Raw genomic sequence first — 16,500 nt, forward strand, 5'->3', positions numbered from 1 at the left:
CAGAGCACCCCGAACGGGCACCCTCGGCCGCAGACGCCTGAAGGATAAACGAGTCGGGCCCCTGCGGTATGCCCGTCCCGCACCCCGGCACGCGGGTCAGGAACGGCCCGGCGAGGTCCCCGCCCCGGCGCGCTGGGGCAGCATCATCGGGATCACCGGGCCCTCGGGCCGGGTGATCTGGCGGGGCTTGGTCGGCATCGACTCGACCAGCGAGTCCGCGAACTCCTCGGGCACGTCCTCGGGCACCACGAGCGGCAGCAGCGAGCGCACCGGCAGCGGGTCCGACGAGCGCGACACGACCGTGCCCCGCAACATCTCGCGCAGCATCCCGTGCAGCTTGAGCGCGTGCTGGACCGGGCCGGTGCCGACGCCGCGCAGCATCCAGCGGGGGCCCTCGACGCCGACGACGCGGGCGACGGTGTTGCCGTTGCGGGCCACCAGCTCCCGGCCCCACTCCCCCCGGTCGCGCCGGATCGTCGCGCCCTCGGACTGCAGCTGGGCGGCGAGCTCCTCGACGAGCTCGGGCCACAGCCCCCCGGTGCGCGGGGCGGCGAAGGCGCTGACCGTCAGCCGGCCCTCGGGCACCATCGCGTGCACCGCGCGCAGCGGCCCGGACGGATCCGGCTCGGCCTTGAGGCGCGCGCCCCGCGGGACGGGCAGCTGCACCGACCCCAGGTCCAGGCGCAGGCGGCCGTCGCGCGGCGCGTCCTCGGCGTCCCACGGGCCCTGGCGCTGGTGGTGGCGCCGGCCCGCGGGCTCGGCGGCCACCGACACCTGCGCGACCCGCCCGGCGCGGTGCCGGTGGCGCCCCCCGCGCACGTCATCGACCACGGCTGCTGTCCCCTTCCGTCCCTGGGTGCGGACCCGGAGCGACCCCGGTCGACCCGAAGCCCCCCGTCCCGCGTGCCGACGGCGCCACGGTGGCGAGCGTCTCGAGGTCGTCGACACCCTCGAGCACCCGGAAGACGGCCTCCTCGACCCGCTGGACCACGAGCTGGGCCACGCGGTCCCCGCGCCGGACGGTGACCGTCCGCGACGGGTCGTGGTTGACCAGGCACACCATGACCTCGCCCCGGTAGCCGGCGTCCACCGTGCCCGGGGCGTTGAGCAGGCCCAGGCCCTCGCGCACGGCGAGCCCCGAGCGCGGCACGACGAAGGCGGCGTAGCCCTCGGGCAGCACCAGCGCGACGCCGGTGCCCACCAGCGCCCGTTGCCCGGGGGCCAGCTCCACGTCGCGGGCGGCCGCGAGGTCCGCCCCGGCGTCGCCGGGCCGGGCCCGGGACGGCACGGGCAGCCCCGGGTCGAGGCGGACGATGTCGACCTGCACCACGGCGGGCGAGACTACTCTGGGTGTCGTGAGCTCCCCGCGGCCCTCACCGGGATCCGACGCGGACCCGCAGGCGCGGGTCCCGTTCAGCGAGCGCCTCGTCGTGCCCTGGTGGTGGTGGCCGCCGGGGCTGCTGATGGCGGGCCTGCTCGCGGCGGAGCTGCACATGGGCTATCCGGGCGTGCGCTCGTGGCTGCCCTACGTGCTCCTGCTGCCCCTGGCCGTGGCCCTGCTCGTGTGGTTGGGGCGCGTGCGCGTCGCCGTGGAGGGCGGCGTGCTGCGCGCCGGGGACGCCCGCCTGCCGCTCGACGGGATCGGCCGGGTGGACGTCGTGCGGGGCGAGGCCAAGCGGGAGGCCCTCGGCCCCCAGCTCGACCCCGAGGCGCACGTCCTGCACCGGCCGTGGGTCGGGCCGGCCGTCCGGATCGAGGTCACCGACCCGGACGACCCCGTGCCCTACTGGGTCGTCTCGACCCGTCGTCCGGAGGAGCTCGTCGCGGCACTCCGGTGACCACCGGAGCGCCGCTGCCCGCGCCGTGGAGCGCCGTCAGGCGGCGCAGTCGCGGCAGATGAACATGCCGCCGCGCTGGTCCGCCAGCCGGCTGCGGTGGTGGACGAGGAAGCAGCTCCCGCAGGTGAACTCGTCGGCCTGCTTGGGCAGCACGCGGACCGTCAGTTCCTCGCCGGAGAGGTCGGCACCCGGGAGCTCGAAGCTCTCGGCGGTGTCGGTCTCGTCGACGTCGACGGCGGCGGACTGCGCTTCGTTGCGCCGGGCCTTGAGCTCCTCGAGGGAGTCCTCGCCCATCTCGTCGGTCTCGTTGCGGCGCGGGGCGTCGTAGTCGGTCGCCATTGCGTGTCCCACCCTCGGTCTTGCCGGTCCCATCTCGGTCGTGCGGCAGCACAACGCGGGAGGACGACCGTTTGTGCCGGACCCGGAAAGTGACCCGGGTCTCACCCAGGGGTCCTGCGGCACGGACGAGGCGGACGTCCGCGCGGCTGCGGAGCGGCGGGAGGGTAACCCACGGGACCCCGCGCGGTCAGCCGGCCCCGGGAGGGTGTCGGGATCGTGACCCGCCACACCGGGTGGGCCCGCGGTGGCGGCCGATCACGGGGCCGGTCCCACTACGCTGGCGCGGAGACGGACAGCGCGGTCAGCGGGTCGGGAGGGGCGTCGGTTGGTCGGCACGGTCAGGGCGGGGACGTCGCGGGTGCGCGAGGTCTACCGGCGGCGCAACCTCGTCCCGGCGACGGTGCTCGTGGTGGTGCTCGCGGTGGCGAGCATCGTGACGTGGACGGTGGTGTTCACCAACTCCACCGCGGACTCGGTGACCACGTGCAACACCTCCCCGGTGCCCGGCGCGGGAGCGCCGCAGGCCACCGACGCGCTCGACGACCAGGCCGCGGCGGCCCCGGGCGACGTGCGGGTCAAGGTCCTCAACGGCGCGGGCACCCGCGGGCAGGCCCAGCTGGCGGCCGCCGAGCTGGGTGAGCTGGGCATCGCCGAGGCCGCGCCCCCGGACAACGACCCGCTCTTCCCCGCGCAGGACCTCTCCTGCGTCGGCCAGATCCGCTACGGCCCCGAGGGGGCGTCGGCGGCACGGACCCTGAGCCTCGTGGTCCCCTGCGCCGAGCTCGTGGCCGACCGCCGCGAGGGCAGCGAGGTCGACCTCGCCCTCGGCGACGACTTCCGCGACATCGCCCCGCCCCAGCCCGTCACCGAGGCCCTGCGCGCGCTCTCGCGCCGGACGGCTACCGACGGCTCGGGCGCGCCCGCCCCCGTGCCGGACGAGGCGATGCTGAGCGCCCTGCGGTCGGTGGACTGCAGCACCTAGCTTAGCCAGGGGGGACCTAGCCGATCCCGCCCGCGCCCTCGGCCACGAGCAGCGCGGTCAGCGGGCCCGCCAGGGCCGGGGCCGCGACGACGGTCGCCGCGTCCCCGAGGCCGTCGGGGTCCGTGCCGGGCAGCCGCACCACGGCGCCGGCCTCCTGCGCGATGAGCGCGCCCGCGGCGTGGTCCCAGGGGTGCAGGCCGTGCTCGTAGAAGCCGTCGAGCCACCCGGCGGCCACGGCGCACAGGTCCAGCGACGCGCAGCCGGTGCGGCGGACGTCCCCGATCCGGGCCGCGATGCGCGCCAGCACCGCCGCCTGCCGGCTGCGGCGTCCCGGGTCGTAGCCCAGGCCCGTGCCGACGACGGCGAGGGAGAGGTCCCGGAGGGTCGTGACCCGCAGCGGCTCGCCGTCGCGGTGCGCGCCGTGCCCGCGGGCCGCCCGCCACACCCGCCCCGAGACCGGCTCGACGACCGCCCCGGCCACCACGTGCCCGTCCACCTCGGCGCCGAGCGACACCGAGAACCAGGGCAGCCCGTGGGTGTAGTTCACGGTGCCGTCGATGGGGTCGACGATCCAGCGCACCTGGCCCGGCGCGGGCGTGCCGCTGGTGCCGCCCTCCTCGCCGAGCACGAGGTCGTCCGGACGCGCCGCCGCGAGCCGTGCGCGCACCAGCGCCTCGCAGGCCGTGTCCCCCTCGGTGACGACGTCGGTGGCCGAGCTCTTGGTGTCCAGCCGATCGCGGCCCACGACGCGCTCCCGGACCTCGAGGGCCAGCGCGGCGGTCTCGGCGGCGACGGCGACGGCGAGCTCCTCCAGGACGACGGGATCGGGGTGCTCCACCGCCGCATCCGACCACAGGTGGGTGTCCACCCGACGACGCGCAGGTCACCGCCCGGTGATCGCGCTCCGCAGTCGTCCCGGGCGTCGTCGGAATCGATCCCGCGGGCACGTCGGGGCAGGTCGCGGGCGGGGCACGACCGAGAGGTGCGACGGCGGGCCGTTCCGCTCGTTACAATGGAGCACGAGCCGAGGCGGGTCACCGGGACGTACCGGGGCCCTCGACGTCGTCCCGCGTCCGGGTGGCCATCCGGCGACCCCGGTCGTCGATCCCGTCGCCGTTCAGCCGTTCGTCACGAAAGGTCGTCTGTGGCAGCCGCAAAGTCCGCAACCCGACGCCGCGTCGCCGACGCCGCCGACACCGACGCAGCCGCCGCGGGCGGCCCGGTCGGTGTGGTCGCCGCTCCCGACGACGCCCCCGAGGCGCCGGCGAAGAAGACGACGACGCGCACGGCCAAGGGCGGCAAGAAGGCCCCCGCCAAGGGCAAGGGCGCGGCGGCGACCAAGACCGACGCCGACGCGCCCGAGGAGGTCGAGGGGGCCGACGGTCCCGAGGGCGCCGACCTCGAGGGGCTCGAGGGCGCCGAGCTCGAGGCCGCGGGCACCGAGGAGCTCACCGAGGACGTCGTCGTGCTCGGGGCCGAGGTGGTCGAGGCCGCCGAGGTCGAGACCGAGGAGCCCACGGAGGAGGACAAGAAGTCCGGCGACTTCGTCTGGGACGAGGAGGAGTCCGAGGCGCTGCGCCAGGCGCGCAAGGACGCCGAGCTCACCGCGTCCGCCGACTCGGTCCGCGCCTACCTCAAGCAGATCGGCAAGGTGGCGCTGCTCAACGCCGAGGAGGAGGTCGAGCTCGCCAAGCGCATCGAGGCCGGCCTCTACGCCTCCGAGCGGCTGCGCAAGGTCGCCGAGGCCCAGCAGGAGCTCGCGACGCAGATGCGGCGCGACCTGCGGTGGATCGTCCGTGACGGCGAGCGCGCCAAGTCCCACCTGCTCGAGGCGAACCTGCGCCTCGTCGTCTCGCTGGCGAAGCGCTACACCGGCCGCGGCATGGCGTTCCTGGACCTCATCCAGGAGGGCAACCTCGGTCTGATCCGTGCGGTCGAGAAGTTCGACTACACCAAGGGCTACAAGTTCTCGACCTACGCGACGTGGTGGATCCGCCAGGCCATCACCCGCGCGATGGCCGACCAGGCCCGCACCATCCGCATCCCGGTGCACATGGTCGAGGTCATCAACAAGCTCGGTCGCATCCAGCGCGAGCTGCTCCAGGACCTGGGCCGCGAGCCCACCCCGGAGGAGCTCGCCAAGGAGATGGACATCACCCCGGACAAGGTGCTGGAGATCCAGCAGTACGCCCGGGAGCCCATCAGCCTCGACCAGACCATCGGCGACGAGGGCGACTCGCAGCTCGGTGACTTCATCGAGGACAGCGAGGCGGTCGTCGCGGTCGACGCGGTGTCGTTCACCCTGCTGCAGGACCAGCTGCAGTCGGTCCTCGCGACGCTCTCGGAGCGCGAGGCCGGCGTCGTGCGGCTGCGCTTCGGCCTCACCGACGGCCAGCCGCGCACCCTCGACGAGATCGGCCAGGTCTACGGCGTGACGCGCGAGCGCATCCGCCAGATCGAGTCGAAGACCATGTCGAAGCTGCGCCACCCCTCGCGCTCGCAGGTCCTGCGCGACTACCTGGACTAGGTCTCCCGCCGACTCCGCGGACCGACGGCCCCCGAGCTCCGGCTCGGGGGCCGTTCGTCGTTCCGGGCTCCTGCTGCGGACGGTTGACCTGACCGACATCCGGTCGCCCGCCGTCCGGACCCGCGACTTTGCTCCTTGCCGCGAGATGTCCTCGCGTGGAAACTATTTCCACTCGCGCGGGACAGTGCCGGGGAGGACGCGATGGCGACACGGGCCCACCGCTGACCCGACCGCGGCACCTTCGACGAGACCCGCCCGATGGGGGAGGCCCCGGAGCGCGTGGCGTGCCCACGCTGCGCTCCGTCCTCGCCGCGACAGCGGACCGCTCCGCTGCTCGCCCGGATGAGCACCGCCGTGCGCTGGGCGCTCGCGCGGGAGGAGAGAGCCGCGACGCACCCGAGGTCGTCACGCACACCTCGGGCACCACGCGTCGCTGACCGCACGCCCGACGACCCGGAGCCGGTCCGCCGCGCCCGGACTCGCTCGGTCCTGCCCGGGAGGGCCCCATGGCATCCGTCGGCCTCTTCTACGTCGGCGCCGTCCTGTTCGTGAACGGTCTGCTGCTGCTCGGCCTCGTGGAGGCCAAGGCCGCGTCGATCATGAACCTGTTCGTCGGGACGCTGCAGGTCGTCACACCGACCTACCTGATCTTCACGGCCAACGGTGACACCGACCAGATCATCCTCGGCGGCGGCCTGTACCTCTTCGGCTTCACCTACCTCTACGTCGGGATCGGGCTGCTCGCCGGCCTCGACACCACCGGCGTCGGCTGGTTCTCCCTGTTCGTCGCGATCTCCGCGCTCGGGTTCTCCTACGTCAACTTCACGCTGCTCGGCGACCCGACCTTCGGCGTGATCTGGCTCTACTGGGCGGTCCTGTGGACCCTGTTCTTCCTGCTCCTCGGGCTCAAGCGCGAGGCGCTGACCCGCTACACCGGCTGGGTCACGCTGATCGAGGCGTGGGTGACCGCCGCGATCCCCGGCTTCCTGCTCCTCATCGGCGCGTGGCCGGTCACCGGCGTCACGGCGCTCGTGCTCGGCGTCATCGGCGTCGTGATGCTGCTGGTCCTGCTGCCGACGCTGCGCCCGCCGCGGCGTGCCCCGAGCGGCACCTCCGGCGGCCCCGCGCCCGTCGAGACCCCCGACCAGACCTACAGCCGGACCTGACCGGCCCGGCGTCCCCATCCGGGTCGGCGACCGCCGGCCCCTCTCCGGAGAAGGTGATCGCACGTGCCCGAGGTCGTGTTCGAGGTCGACCAGTCCAAGTCCATGCGCGACCAGGCGGTCCCGGGCCACAACCGGTGGCACCCCGACGTCCCGCCGGCCGCGATGGTCCGGCCGGGCAGCGAGTTCCGGGTGGAGTGCCGGGAGTGGACCGACGCCCAGATCGGCAACAACGACTCGGCCGACGACGTGCGCGACGTCGACCTCTCCCGCGCGCACATGCTCTCCGGCCCGATCGGCGTCGAGGGCGCCGAGCCCGGCGACCTGCTGGTCGTCGACATCCTGGACCTCGGCCCCTGCCAGGCCCCTCAGGAGTACGGCGACGCACCCGGGCAGGGCTGGGGCTACACGGGCATCTTCGCCCGGGAGAACGGCGGCGGCTTCCTCACCGACGAGTACCCGTCCGCGGCCAAGGCGATCTGGGACTTCCACGGCCAGGTCGCGACGTCGCGGCACCTGCCCGGCGTCCGGTACACCGGCATCACCCACCCCGGCCTGTTCGGCACGGCGCCGTCGGCCGACCTGCTCGCCCGCTGGAACCGCCGCGAGCGGGCGCTCATCGACCGCGAGCCCGACCGGGTCCCGCCGCTGGCGCTGCCGCCGCTGCGCGAGAGCAGCCTCGGCGGGCAGGCGTCGGGGTCGCTCGCCGAGCAGATCGCCGAGGAGGGCGCGCGCACCGTGCCCGCCCGCGAGAACGGCGGCAACCACGACATCAAGAACTTCACGCGCGGCAGCCGCGTCTTCTACCCGGTGCACGTCGCGGACGCCAAGCTCTCGGGCGGGGACCTGCACTTCAGCCAGGGCGACGGCGAGATCACGTTCTGCGGCGCCATCGAGATGGGCGGCTACATCGACTTCGGCGTCGACCTCATCAAGGGCGGGATGGAGACCTACGGGGTGAGCACCAACCCGGTCTTCATGCCCGGCAACGTGGAGCCGCGCTACTCGGAGTTCCTGACGTTCATCGGGATCTCGGTCGACCACGAGTCCGACACCAACGAGTACCTCGACGCGACGCTGGCCTACAAGCGGGCCTGCCTCAACGCCGTCGAGTACCTCAAGAAGTTCGGCTACACCGGCGAGCAGGCCTACCTGTTGCTCGGCTCGGCGCCGATCGAGGGCCGGGTCAGCGGGGTGGTCGACATCCCGAACGCCTGCTGCTCGCTCTACCTGCCGACCGCGATCTTCGACTTCGACATCCGACCCTCCGCGTCCGGCCCGGCCACGGCCGACCGTGGGATGTCGGCGGTCACCAGCTGAGGACGCGGATCATCCCGACAGGGCCGGCGGCCCGCCCTCGGCGCGGGGGCGGGCCGTCACCACGGGGACCCCGCCGCAGTTCCAGCAGGTGGGCTCGGGATCGGGGTCCCGGCCACCGACGTCGCAGTGAGGGCAGTGCCAGTGGCTGACGATGAGGTGCATGACGAGCCTCCCGCGGAGCGCGATCCACGCTCCGAAGACTGGGTCCCCCCACCGCGGCACGTCGCCGCCGACCGCGCGGGTGTGCACAGCCTGCGCACAGCTCACCACATCGCGGAGTCACTCGCCGAGGCAGGTGTCGCCGACGAGCCGGTCGTGCTCGACCGTCAGGGACCGCACCGGAGCATCGCGGGGCTGGAGCGCCTGCTCGACGACGCGCTCGCGCTCGAGGCGGCCGAGCGCCGGGACGAGCGCCGGGACGAGCGCCGGGACGAGCGCCGGGACGAGCGCCGGGACGAGCGCCGGGACGAGCGCCGGGACGAGCGCCGGGACGAGGGCGGCGACGACGGTCACGACGAGGGCTGCTGACGGGCGACGAGCCACGCCGCGCGGCCGGGGGGCCGCACGGGGCCGTCCGGTCGATGGTCAACACCGGGATCCCGTTCCTAGACTCCCCCGGTGACCTCCGGTGGCGTCCGTCGATCCCCGCAGGGCGGGCTGGCGGAGGTCCTGGACCTGATCCTCGACAAGGGTCTGGTCATCGACGCGTTCGTCAAGGTGTCGGTGGTCGGGATCGAGCTGATCACCATCGACGCGCGCATCGTCGTCGCCAGCGTCGACACCTACCTGCGCTTCGCCGAGGCCACCAACCGTCTCGACCTGCACGCGAAGGGCGGCAAGGGCCTCGCCGAGCTGCCCGGCGAGATGACCGAGAAGGTCTACCACGGCGGCGCGAAGGGCATCACCAAAGGCGTTCTCGACGCCGGTCACGAGATGTGGCAGGAGCTGCGCGAGGAGCGCCAGGAGAAGCGCCGGCGCCGACAGCCCGACTGACCGCCCCACCCCGCCTGACATGCTGGCCGGGTGCAGCCCGATCCGGACGCCGACGCCCTGCCCGACACCGACCCCGTCGAGGTCCACCGGCGGTCGGTGGCGCTCATCCAGGGCATGGACGCGGGCGACCTCGACGCCGTCGGCGCCCTGCTCGGCGAGCTGGGCGGACCCGAGGAGTTCGCCGCCCAGGTGATCAGCCTGGCGAGCCTCGCGCGGCTGCTGCTCGACCAGCGCGAGGACACCGCTCCCGGCGCCGACGAGGCCCGCGCGGCCGTGCTGAACGAGCTCGCCGCCGTCCTCGCCGCCGCCGAGACCCCCTGACGCCCGTCACACCCCTCCCGCCGGGCTGCGCGGAGACCCGTCGGGCACGATCGCGGGCGTGAGCGCCGCGCGGGACGAGCCGACCAGTACCGAGCCGACGGTCGCGGAGGACGCCGCGCTGGCCCGCGAGCTGGCCGACGCGACCGGGGCGCTGCTGCTCGGCCTGCGCGACGACACCGGCCCCGGCCGTGACCGCGAGGACCGCGGCGACGCCGAGGCCCACCGGTTCCTCGTCGACGCCCTGCGCCGCCACCGTCCCGACGACGCCGTGCTCTCCGAGGAGGGCACCCAGGACCCGGCGCCGCGCCGCGGGGCGCACCGGCTCTGGATCGTCGACCCCCTCGACGGCTCCAGCGGCTACGGGCGCGGGGGCGACGAGTGGGGGGTGCACGTCGCGCTGGTGGTCGACGGCGCGCTGGTCGCCGGCGCGGTCGCCCTGCCCGCCCGCGGCGAGCTGGCCGACTCCGACACCGTCACCCCCGTGGCCGACACGCCGGTCGACGACCGGCGCGAGCTCCTCGTCACGATCAGCAGGTCGCGCCCGCCGGTCGAGCTGCGCCGCCTCGCCGCGGTGCTGCCGGTGCGCACCGTCCCGCTCTCCGCGGCCGGGGTGAAGACCCTCGCCGTGGTCGACGGGACCGTCGACGCCTACCTGCACTCCGGCGGGCAGTACGAGTGGGACAACGCCGCGCCCGCCGCGGTGGCGCGGGGCGCCGGGCTGCGCGTCACCCGCCTCGACGGCCGGCCGCTGCCGTTCGGGGCCGACGACCCCTACTCCCCCGACCTGCTCATCGCCCGCCCCGCGGTGCACGAGGCGATCATCGAGGCCCTGCGGGGCTGACGGGGCTCAGTAGCGCCAGCGCCAGGCGGCGAGGACCTCCTCGGTCTCCCGCTCGGCGGCCCACGCGGCGTCGGCGCGCCGGACCGCGAGGAACGCGCCGAGGCGCTCGGCGCCGAGCGCGTCGGTGATCCGCGGGCAGCCGCGCAGCGCCGACTCCTGCTCCTCGGGGGTGGTGGGCAGGGCGGCGACGCCCGCGGCGGTCCGCTCGTCCTGCGTCCACGTCCCCGGGTCCGCGCCGATCGCCGCGGGCGGCGTGAGGCCCTCCTCGACGCCGGCGACCCCCGAGGTCAGCAGCGCGCTGAGCGCGAGGTAGGGGTTGGCCGAGGCGTCGGAGGCCTTGAGCTCGACGTTCGCGTGGTCGGCCCCGAGGAGCGCCGACCCCGGGACGTAGCGCAGCGTGGCCTCGCGGTTCTCGACGCCCCAGAACGCGTAGGCGCCGGCGAAGAAGCCGGGCCGCAGCCGGGCCAGCGACCCGAGCGACGGCGCGGTCAGCGCGGCGAGGGCCGGCAGGTCGCGCAGGAGCCCCGCGACGTAGCCCGCCCCGGCCGCGTCCGGGCCCTCGGGGCCGCCCGCGAGCAGGTTGCGGCCGTCGCGCCACAGCGAGGTGTGCACGTGCCAGCCGTTGCCCGCGGCCTGCAGCGACGGCAGCGGCGCGAGGCTCGCGCGCAGTCCGTGGCGGGCGGCCGCCGCGTGGACGGTCTGGCGGGCGAGCAGCTGGCGGTCCGCGGCGGCGACCGGGTCGGCGGCGGCGATCGAGAGCTCGACCTGCGCGGGCCCGTACTCGGCGTGCACCTGGCCGAGCTCCAGCCCGCTGGCCTCGGCGTCGCGCAGCAGGTCGGTGACGAACCCGTCGATCGGCACCAGCGCGTGCGGGCTGTAGGCCGGACCCTCGTGCGCGGGGACGAAGGCGCCGTCGGGGCTCGGGCGCGAGAGCACGAACTCCAGCTCGTAGCCCACGAGCGCGGTGAAGCCGCGGGCGGCGAGCTCGCCGACCGTCGCGGCGAGCAGCGAGCGCTGGTCCCACGGCCAGGGCTCGCCGTCGGCGGTGACCACGCTGCCCGGCGCCCAGGCGAGCCCGGGCTGGCCGGCCAGGGGCGTCAGGCGGTCGAGGTCGGGCACGAGCCGCACGTCGCCCGAGGGCGTCTCGAGGCCGGGCGCGGAGAACGTGATGGCGTCGTTGGTGTCGAACACCGGGAAGAGCGTGGTGACGCCGATGCCGGCCGCGGCCGCCTGCGGGAGCGCCCCGACCGGGACGGTGCGCGACCGCGGGATGCCGTTGTTGTCCGCCCAGGCGACCGTGACGCCGTGGACGCCCTGGCCGCGCAGGTGCTCGACCACCTTCTCCGTCGCGTCGCGCACCGTGTCCTCCCGTCGCCCGCCCGCGTGGTGGCGCACAGGCTAGTGGGCGACCCCGTCACCGACGCCGCGCGCTCGGGAGCGCGCGGGGTGCTCCGTCGCCGGACGAGGCGGCGCCGACCACTCGTCGTCGGAGATCGACTCCCGATCGGGTGGTCGCTGTCCGTACCCCGCAACGAGCGGTCCTGCACCGACGATGAGCGGTTCGTGACGGACGACAAAGCGGCGCGTGAACACGAGCGGTCGGGGGCCGCGTCTGCCACAGTGGAGAGGCGACGGTCGCACGACCGGAGCTCGCGGGCCCGGACACTCGTCCAGGGCCTCGACGGAGGGAGATGACGATGCCCGGCACCCTGACCCGGCCAGAACTCACCGCCTCGGACCGCTGCGATCGCTGCGGTGCAGCGGCCAAGGTTCGCGCCGTACTGCCCTCCGGTGGAGAACTCCTCTTCTGCGGGCACCACGCCCGGGCCCACGAGGCCAAGCTGAAGGAGCTGTCGGTGGACGTGCAGGCCGGTGAGAGCGCATGACGGCCGCCTGACCAGCGAAGACCTCAGCGACACCCGCAGACCGAGATCGAGACCACGACGGGCGAGGACCTCCGAGGTCCTCGCCCGTCCTCGTGTCCGGGTCCGGGGGGCCGATCACGCCCCCGGCCGCGACGCCCGCCGCCGTGTCCGATCCGTCCGGATCGCGGCGACCTCTCGACGATCACCGGTGATCGGCCCCGTCCCGGCCCGCGCCGCCCCGCGGCCGCGTCGCCGTGGCGGGCACCACGCCGCGCTCCCCCCGGCCGCGACGGCCGGGGTGGTCACCCGCGGTGGTGACACTCCGGTGAACCACGTGACGAGGCGGTGTCGGACGGCGACGACCGCGACACGGGCTCGCCGCCACGGTGTGTGATGTGCACCACAGGTCACCGAGCGGCCACGCTGCGTGGGTCGATCACCGCCACGACCGCAACGTCGCGATCCGCTCCTCGATCTGCTCGATCGTCGCCATCGGGGTGGCGGGTCCGCCGCAGTGCTTGCGGAGATCGCCGTGGATCTGCCCGTGGGGCTTGTTCGTGCGGTGGTGGTGGGCGGCGACGAGCCCGTTGAGCTCGCGGCGCAGATCCTTGAGCCGCTCGGCCACCCCGACCTCGCGCCGGAACTCGCGGGTCGGCGCCGCGGGCTCGGCCGTCGTCACCGCCGCCGCGGGCTCGCGGGCCTCCTCGCGGTCGAGCTGCTCGCTCTGGCGCCGGCGCAGCAGCGCGCGCACCTGGTCGGGCTCGAGGAGCCCGGGCAGCCCGAGGTAGTCCTGCTCCTCGTCGGTGCCGGCGCCGGTCGCCGTGCCGAACGAGGAGCCGTCGTAGATCAGCTGGTCGAGCTCGGCCTCCGCGGACAGCGCCTCGAACGCCTTCTCCTGCTCGCCGGGCTCGTCCTCGGTGCGGTTGGCCTGCTCGACGAGCTCGTCGTCCCACCCCTCCTTCGGGCGGTGCGGCTCGCCGAGGACGTGGTCGCGCTGCACCTCGAGCTCGCTGGCCAGCGTCAGCAGCGACGGCACGCTGGGCAGGAACACGCTGGCCGTCTCGCCCGGCCGGCGCGACCGGACGAAGCGCCCGACGGCCTGGGCGAAGAACAGCGGGGTCGACGCGCTCGTGGCGTAGACGCCGACGGCGAGGCGCGGGACGTCGACGCCCTCGGAGACCATGCGCACGGCGACGAGCCACCGGTCGTTCGAGCGGGAGAACTCCGCGATGCGCCCGGACGCCTTGGGGTCGTCGGAGAGCACGACGACCGGCTCCTCGCCCCCGATGCGGCGCAGCAGCGTGGCGTAGGCCTTCGCCGTGGTGTGGTCGGTGGCGATGACCAGGCCACCGGCGTCGGGGACCCCGCCGGCCCGCAGCTGCGTGAGCCGGGTGTCGGCGGCCTGGAGCACGGCTGGCATCCACTCGCCCTTGGGGTCGAGCGCGGTCTTCCAGGCGCGGGAGTTCTGCTCGGCGGTCAGCGGCTCGCCGAGCCGCGCGGTCATCTCCTCGCCGGCGCTGGTCCGCCAGCTCGCCTGGCCCGAGTAGGCCAGGAACACCACGGGGCGCACGACGCCGTCGGCCAGCGCGTCGGCGTAGCCGTAGGAGTGGTCGGCGCGCGAGCGCAGCACGCCGGCGGCGTCGGGCTCGTAGGTGATGAACGGGATCGGGCTGTCGTCGGACCGGAACGGGGTGCCGGTCAGGGCCAGGCGCCGCGTCGCGCCGGCGAACGCCTCGCGCGTCGCCTCGCCCCAGCTCTTGGCGTCGCCGGCGTGGTGGATCTCGTCGAAGATCACCAGCGTGCGGCGGCCCTCGGTGCGGTTCATGTGCAGCACCGGGTGGGCGGCCACCTGGGCGTAGGTGACGGCGACGCCGCGGAAGTCGGTCGACGTGCGGCCCACCGCGTTCGAGAACTCCGGGTCGATCGCCACGCCCGCGGCGCGCGCGGCCTCGGCCCACTGGTGCTTGAGGTGCTCGGTGGGGCAGACGATCGTCACCGTGTCGACGGTGCGGTCGCCCAGGAGCTCGCCGGCCACGCGCAGCGCGAAGGTCGTCTTGCCGGCGCCGGGCGTCGCGACGGCCAGGAAGTCGCGGGGACGCTCGCTGAGGTACCGGGTGAGCGCGCGTCGCTGCCACTGGCGCAGCGGACGGGCTCCCGAGGGATCGGTGCTGGCGGGACTACCGGTCGCACTGGTCGTCGTACGGCTGGTCAAGGGCCCTCCGGGGCGGACGAGAGGACGAGGGGCGGCCCGGGGGCCTACTCGCCGTCGTCGCCGCCGCGGGGCATCTTGTTGAAGATCTCCTTGCACGCCGGGCAGACGGGCGAGCCGGGCTTGGGCGAGCGCGTGACCGGGAAGGTCTCGCCGCACAGCGCCACCACCATCGACCCCGTGACGGCCGATTCGGCGACCTTGTTCTTCCGCACGTAGTGGAACATCTTCGGGTCGTCGTCGCCCGTGCGGTCGGTCCCCTGCGGGCGGGTGTCGGGAAGCACGGTCGTCTGGCTCATGGCTCCCATGATGCCCCACGGACCCCCGGCGACGAACGCTCGTGGGCGCTTGTGCGCGCCGTGACGCGGCGGACCGCGCGCACCCTGCGGATTCCCCGGAACGGCACCCACACCGCCGCCCGGGCTGTCACGGTGAGCGCGCCCCGGTCCACCGACGGTGAGGAGGCCCCGTGGCCCACCCGGCCGTGCCCCACCCGGCCCCGCGCGTGCCCCGACGCGCCCGCACCGGTGCCGTCGCGGTGCCCCCGGAGGAGCTGCCCGGCGACCCGGGGTCGCTCCTGAGCGACGCGCTCGCCCTGGTCAACGAGCACCGGGCGCGGCTCGCCCGCCTGGGCCTGCACCTCGTGGTGGCGGCGCTGCCGCTGCTCGCGATCTCGGCGCACGTGTTCGGGATCGCGCCGATGAACGTGACGGGCGGGCTGTTCGTGGTGCCGCTGACGCTGCTCGTGCTCGTGCTCGGCGTCTTCGCGCCGGTCGGCGAGGACCGGATCGTGCTCGTGGGCGCGGTGTGGGGCGTCCTCGCCACCCTCGTCTACGACGCCGTCCGCCTCGACACCGTCTACCTGCTCGGCTGGTGGGGCGACTTCATCCCGACCGTCGGCACCTGGATCCTCGGCGACACGGGCGGCGCCACCGCCACGGGCGCGGTGGTGGGGTACCTCTGGCGCTACGTCGGCGACGGCGGCGGCATCGGGGTGACGTTCTTCCTGCTCGTCGCCGCGACCGGGCTGCGGCGCTGGGGCGAGCGGGCGACGGTGGCCGCGGCCGTGGCGTTCGCGGTGTTCCCGGTGTGGACGGGGCTGGTCGCCACGGTCGCGATCGCCCCGCGGGGCGAGCGGCTGATGTTCCCGCTGACGCCCACCACGGTCGCGCTGTCCCTGCTCGGGCACCTCGTGTTCGGGCTGGTCCTGGGGCTCGGGTGCGCGCGGTGCCGCGGGCTCGAGGAGCGCTGGCCGTGGCCGGCGCTGCTCGACCGGCCCTGGGCGGGGCCCACCGGCGCCCCGGCTCGTCCCGACGACGGCTGGGGGCCGGCGAACCTCGTGGTGCCGCGGTCGACCGGGGTGTCGCTGCTGGGCCCGGCGCCGGCACGGGCCGCGGTCCCCGAGGCGCCCGGCGAGGTCACCGAGATCGTCGTCGAGCGCCCGGTCGCCCGGGCCGGGCGGTCGACGGCGCCGGCGCGGAACGCCCGCGGGAGCGACGACCCGCCGTCGGGGCCGCTGCCGGTCGGCCGGCGGGACGGGTCCTCGGCCGCGGCGTGGGCCGAGGCGTGGCAGCGGTCGTCGGTGGGCCCACCGCTGCGGCCTCCGCCGGGTCCGCCGCCGGCACCGCCCCGGCGGGCGGCGGTGGGTCCTGCCTCCGGGCCGGTGCCGGTCGGGCGGCCGACCGGACGGCCGGTCGCCGGGCAGGTCGGTGCGCCGGCGGCCGGGCCGTCTCCGGGCGGCCCGCCGCCGGGTGCCGTGCCGGTCGAGCGGCCGTCGGCCTCGCCGCCCCCGCGTCGCGACCCGGTCCCCGGTCCGGTGCAGGTGCTGGGGACGCCGTCGGCGCCCGTCCCGCTCTGGGGTGCCGGCGGTCCGCGCGCGCCGCGCGACGCCGCCGGTGTGCCGACGGGGTCCGCGCGCGCCGACCGCCGGGCCGGGGCCTGGGGGCTCGCGGTGCCGCCCGAGCACGCCGACCCGTGGCTCGGCGGCCCGCGCGAGGCGGCGGGCACGAGTTCCGCGAAACCGCACCCGACGTCCGCGACGCGTGGCTAGCGTCCGCGACGAGGGGTCGGCACCGGGGAGCGGAGGGCGATGAGCGGGTCGG

Annotated in this window: 18 protein-coding genes and 1 pseudogene; 10 read left to right on the forward strand and 9 right to left on the reverse strand. The window is 75.4% G+C overall.

What is annotated here, in order from left to right:
• Positions 1–96: 96 nt before the first annotated feature.
• Both ACYX4T_RS08785 and dut read right to left on the reverse strand, forming a co-directional pair.
• Positions 97–831 carry a DUF3710 domain-containing protein gene (locus ACYX4T_RS08785; RefSeq protein ID WP_274230104.1) on the reverse strand — a complete coding sequence of 245 codons (735 nt, stop codon included), beginning with the start codon at positions 829–831 and terminating at the stop codon, positions 97–99.
• Positions 821–1,327: a dUTP diphosphatase gene (gene dut / locus ACYX4T_RS08790; RefSeq protein ID WP_476015217.1), complete on the reverse strand. Its 507-nt coding sequence runs from the start codon at positions 1,325–1,327 to the stop codon at positions 821–823. Before dut ends, ACYX4T_RS08785 begins: the two co-directional genes overlap by 11 nt.
• 28 nt (positions 1,328–1,355) lie before the next feature.
• Here dut and ACYX4T_RS08795 point away from each other — a divergent pair, with 28 nt between their 5' ends.
• Entirely contained in the window at positions 1,356–1,838 is a 483-nt protein-coding gene (locus ACYX4T_RS08795; protein ID WP_476014163.1) for a DUF3093 domain-containing protein, read from the forward strand.
• A gap of 36 nt (positions 1,839–1,874) precedes the next feature.
• On the opposite strand, the gene ACYX4T_RS08800 is transcribed toward ACYX4T_RS08795, so the two are convergent.
• On the reverse strand, positions 1,875–2,177 hold the full coding sequence (locus ACYX4T_RS08800; RefSeq protein WP_116706156.1) for a DUF4193 domain-containing protein: 303 nt from the start codon (positions 2,175–2,177) through the stop codon (positions 1,875–1,877).
• Between the two features lie 358 nt (positions 2,178–2,535).
• On the opposite strand from ACYX4T_RS08800, the gene cei reads away from it, so the two are divergent.
• On the forward strand, positions 2,536–3,159 hold the full coding sequence (cei, locus tag ACYX4T_RS08805) for an envelope integrity protein Cei (protein WP_476014164.1): 624 nt from the start codon (positions 2,536–2,538) through the stop codon (positions 3,157–3,159).
• A gap of 16 nt (positions 3,160–3,175) precedes the next feature.
• Here the strand turns inward: cei and ACYX4T_RS08810 are convergent, their stop codons facing one another.
• A complete protein-coding gene (locus ACYX4T_RS08810; RefSeq protein WP_476014165.1) occupies positions 3,176–4,027 on the reverse strand; it encodes an inositol monophosphatase family protein in 852 nt (283 codons plus the stop codon).
• Between the two features lie 258 nt (positions 4,028–4,285).
• Here ACYX4T_RS08810 and ACYX4T_RS08815 point away from each other — a divergent pair.
• The 3 genes and pseudogenes from ACYX4T_RS08815 to fmdA form a co-directional block, all read left to right on the forward strand.
• Positions 4,286–5,686 (forward strand): annotated as a pseudogene (locus tag ACYX4T_RS08815) (RNA polymerase sigma factor); the annotation flags it as partial.
• Positions 5,687–6,192: 506 nt separating this feature from the next.
• A complete protein-coding gene (locus ACYX4T_RS08820; protein ID WP_476014166.1) occupies positions 6,193–6,852 on the forward strand; it encodes an AmiS/UreI family transporter in 660 nt (219 codons plus the stop codon).
• A 63-nt stretch (positions 6,853–6,915) separates the two neighbouring features.
• Complete coding sequence (gene fmdA / locus ACYX4T_RS08825; protein WP_476014167.1) at positions 6,916–8,169, forward strand: formamidase; 1,254 nt, start codon at positions 6,916–6,918, stop codon at positions 8,167–8,169.
• A gap of 9 nt (positions 8,170–8,178) precedes the next feature.
• Here the strand turns inward: fmdA and ACYX4T_RS08830 are convergent, their stop codons facing one another.
• Positions 8,179–8,331, reverse strand: coding sequence for a hypothetical protein (locus ACYX4T_RS08830; protein WP_476014168.1), 153 nt, complete (start codon positions 8,329–8,331; stop codon positions 8,179–8,181).
• Between the two features lie 117 nt (positions 8,332–8,448).
• Positions 8,449–8,682: a hypothetical protein gene (locus ACYX4T_RS08835; protein ID WP_476014169.1), complete on the reverse strand. Its 234-nt coding sequence runs from the start codon at positions 8,680–8,682 to the stop codon at positions 8,449–8,451.
• Positions 8,683–8,787: 105 nt separating this feature from the next.
• Between ACYX4T_RS08835 and gvpJ the strand changes: the two genes are divergently transcribed.
• Genes gvpJ through ACYX4T_RS08850 form a run of 3 tightly spaced genes read left to right on the forward strand, consistent with a single transcriptional unit; the run spans position 8,788 to position 10,324 of the window.
• Positions 8,788–9,162, forward strand: coding sequence for a gas vesicle protein GvpJ (gene gvpJ, locus ACYX4T_RS08840; RefSeq protein ID WP_476014170.1), 375 nt, complete (start codon positions 8,788–8,790; stop codon positions 9,160–9,162).
• A gap of 30 nt (positions 9,163–9,192) precedes the next feature.
• A complete protein-coding gene (locus ACYX4T_RS08845) occupies positions 9,193–9,483 on the forward strand; it encodes a hypothetical protein (RefSeq protein WP_476014171.1) in 291 nt (96 codons plus the stop codon).
• Positions 9,484–9,541: 58 nt separating this feature from the next.
• A complete protein-coding gene (locus ACYX4T_RS08850) occupies positions 9,542–10,324 on the forward strand; it encodes an inositol monophosphatase family protein (RefSeq protein ID WP_476014172.1) in 783 nt (260 codons plus the stop codon).
• A gap of 6 nt (positions 10,325–10,330) precedes the next feature.
• On the opposite strand, the gene ACYX4T_RS08855 is transcribed toward ACYX4T_RS08850, so the two are convergent.
• Complete coding sequence (locus ACYX4T_RS08855; protein WP_476014173.1) at positions 10,331–11,683, reverse strand: type I glutamate--ammonia ligase; 1,353 nt, start codon at positions 11,681–11,683, stop codon at positions 10,331–10,333.
• A 332-nt stretch (positions 11,684–12,015) separates the two neighbouring features.
• Between ACYX4T_RS08855 and ACYX4T_RS08860 the strand changes: the two genes are divergently transcribed.
• Positions 12,016–12,210, forward strand: a complete 195-nt coding sequence (locus ACYX4T_RS08860) for a DUF7455 domain-containing protein (RefSeq protein ID WP_274189263.1) — start codon at positions 12,016–12,018, stop codon at positions 12,208–12,210.
• A gap of 415 nt (positions 12,211–12,625) precedes the next feature.
• On the opposite strand, the gene ACYX4T_RS08865 is transcribed toward ACYX4T_RS08860, so the two are convergent.
• Together ACYX4T_RS08865 and ACYX4T_RS08870 are read right to left on the reverse strand one after the other, a co-directional pair.
• Positions 12,626–14,401, reverse strand: a complete 1,776-nt coding sequence (locus tag ACYX4T_RS08865) for a DEAD/DEAH box helicase (RefSeq protein ID WP_476014174.1) — start codon at positions 14,399–14,401, stop codon at positions 12,626–12,628.
• A 44-nt stretch (positions 14,402–14,445) separates the two neighbouring features.
• Positions 14,446–14,697: a DUF3039 domain-containing protein gene (locus ACYX4T_RS08870; protein ID WP_274198675.1), complete on the reverse strand. Its 252-nt coding sequence runs from the start codon at positions 14,695–14,697 to the stop codon at positions 14,446–14,448.
• Positions 14,698–14,867: 170 nt separating this feature from the next.
• On the opposite strand from ACYX4T_RS08870, the gene ACYX4T_RS08875 reads away from it, so the two are divergent.
• Positions 14,868–16,448, forward strand: a complete 1,581-nt coding sequence (locus ACYX4T_RS08875; RefSeq protein WP_476014175.1) for a hypothetical protein — start codon at positions 14,868–14,870, stop codon at positions 16,446–16,448.
• The last annotated feature ends 52 nt before the right edge of the window (positions 16,449–16,500 follow it).

It is taken from the genome of Actinomycetospora sp. ABD4_176 (genome assembly GCF_056311855.1).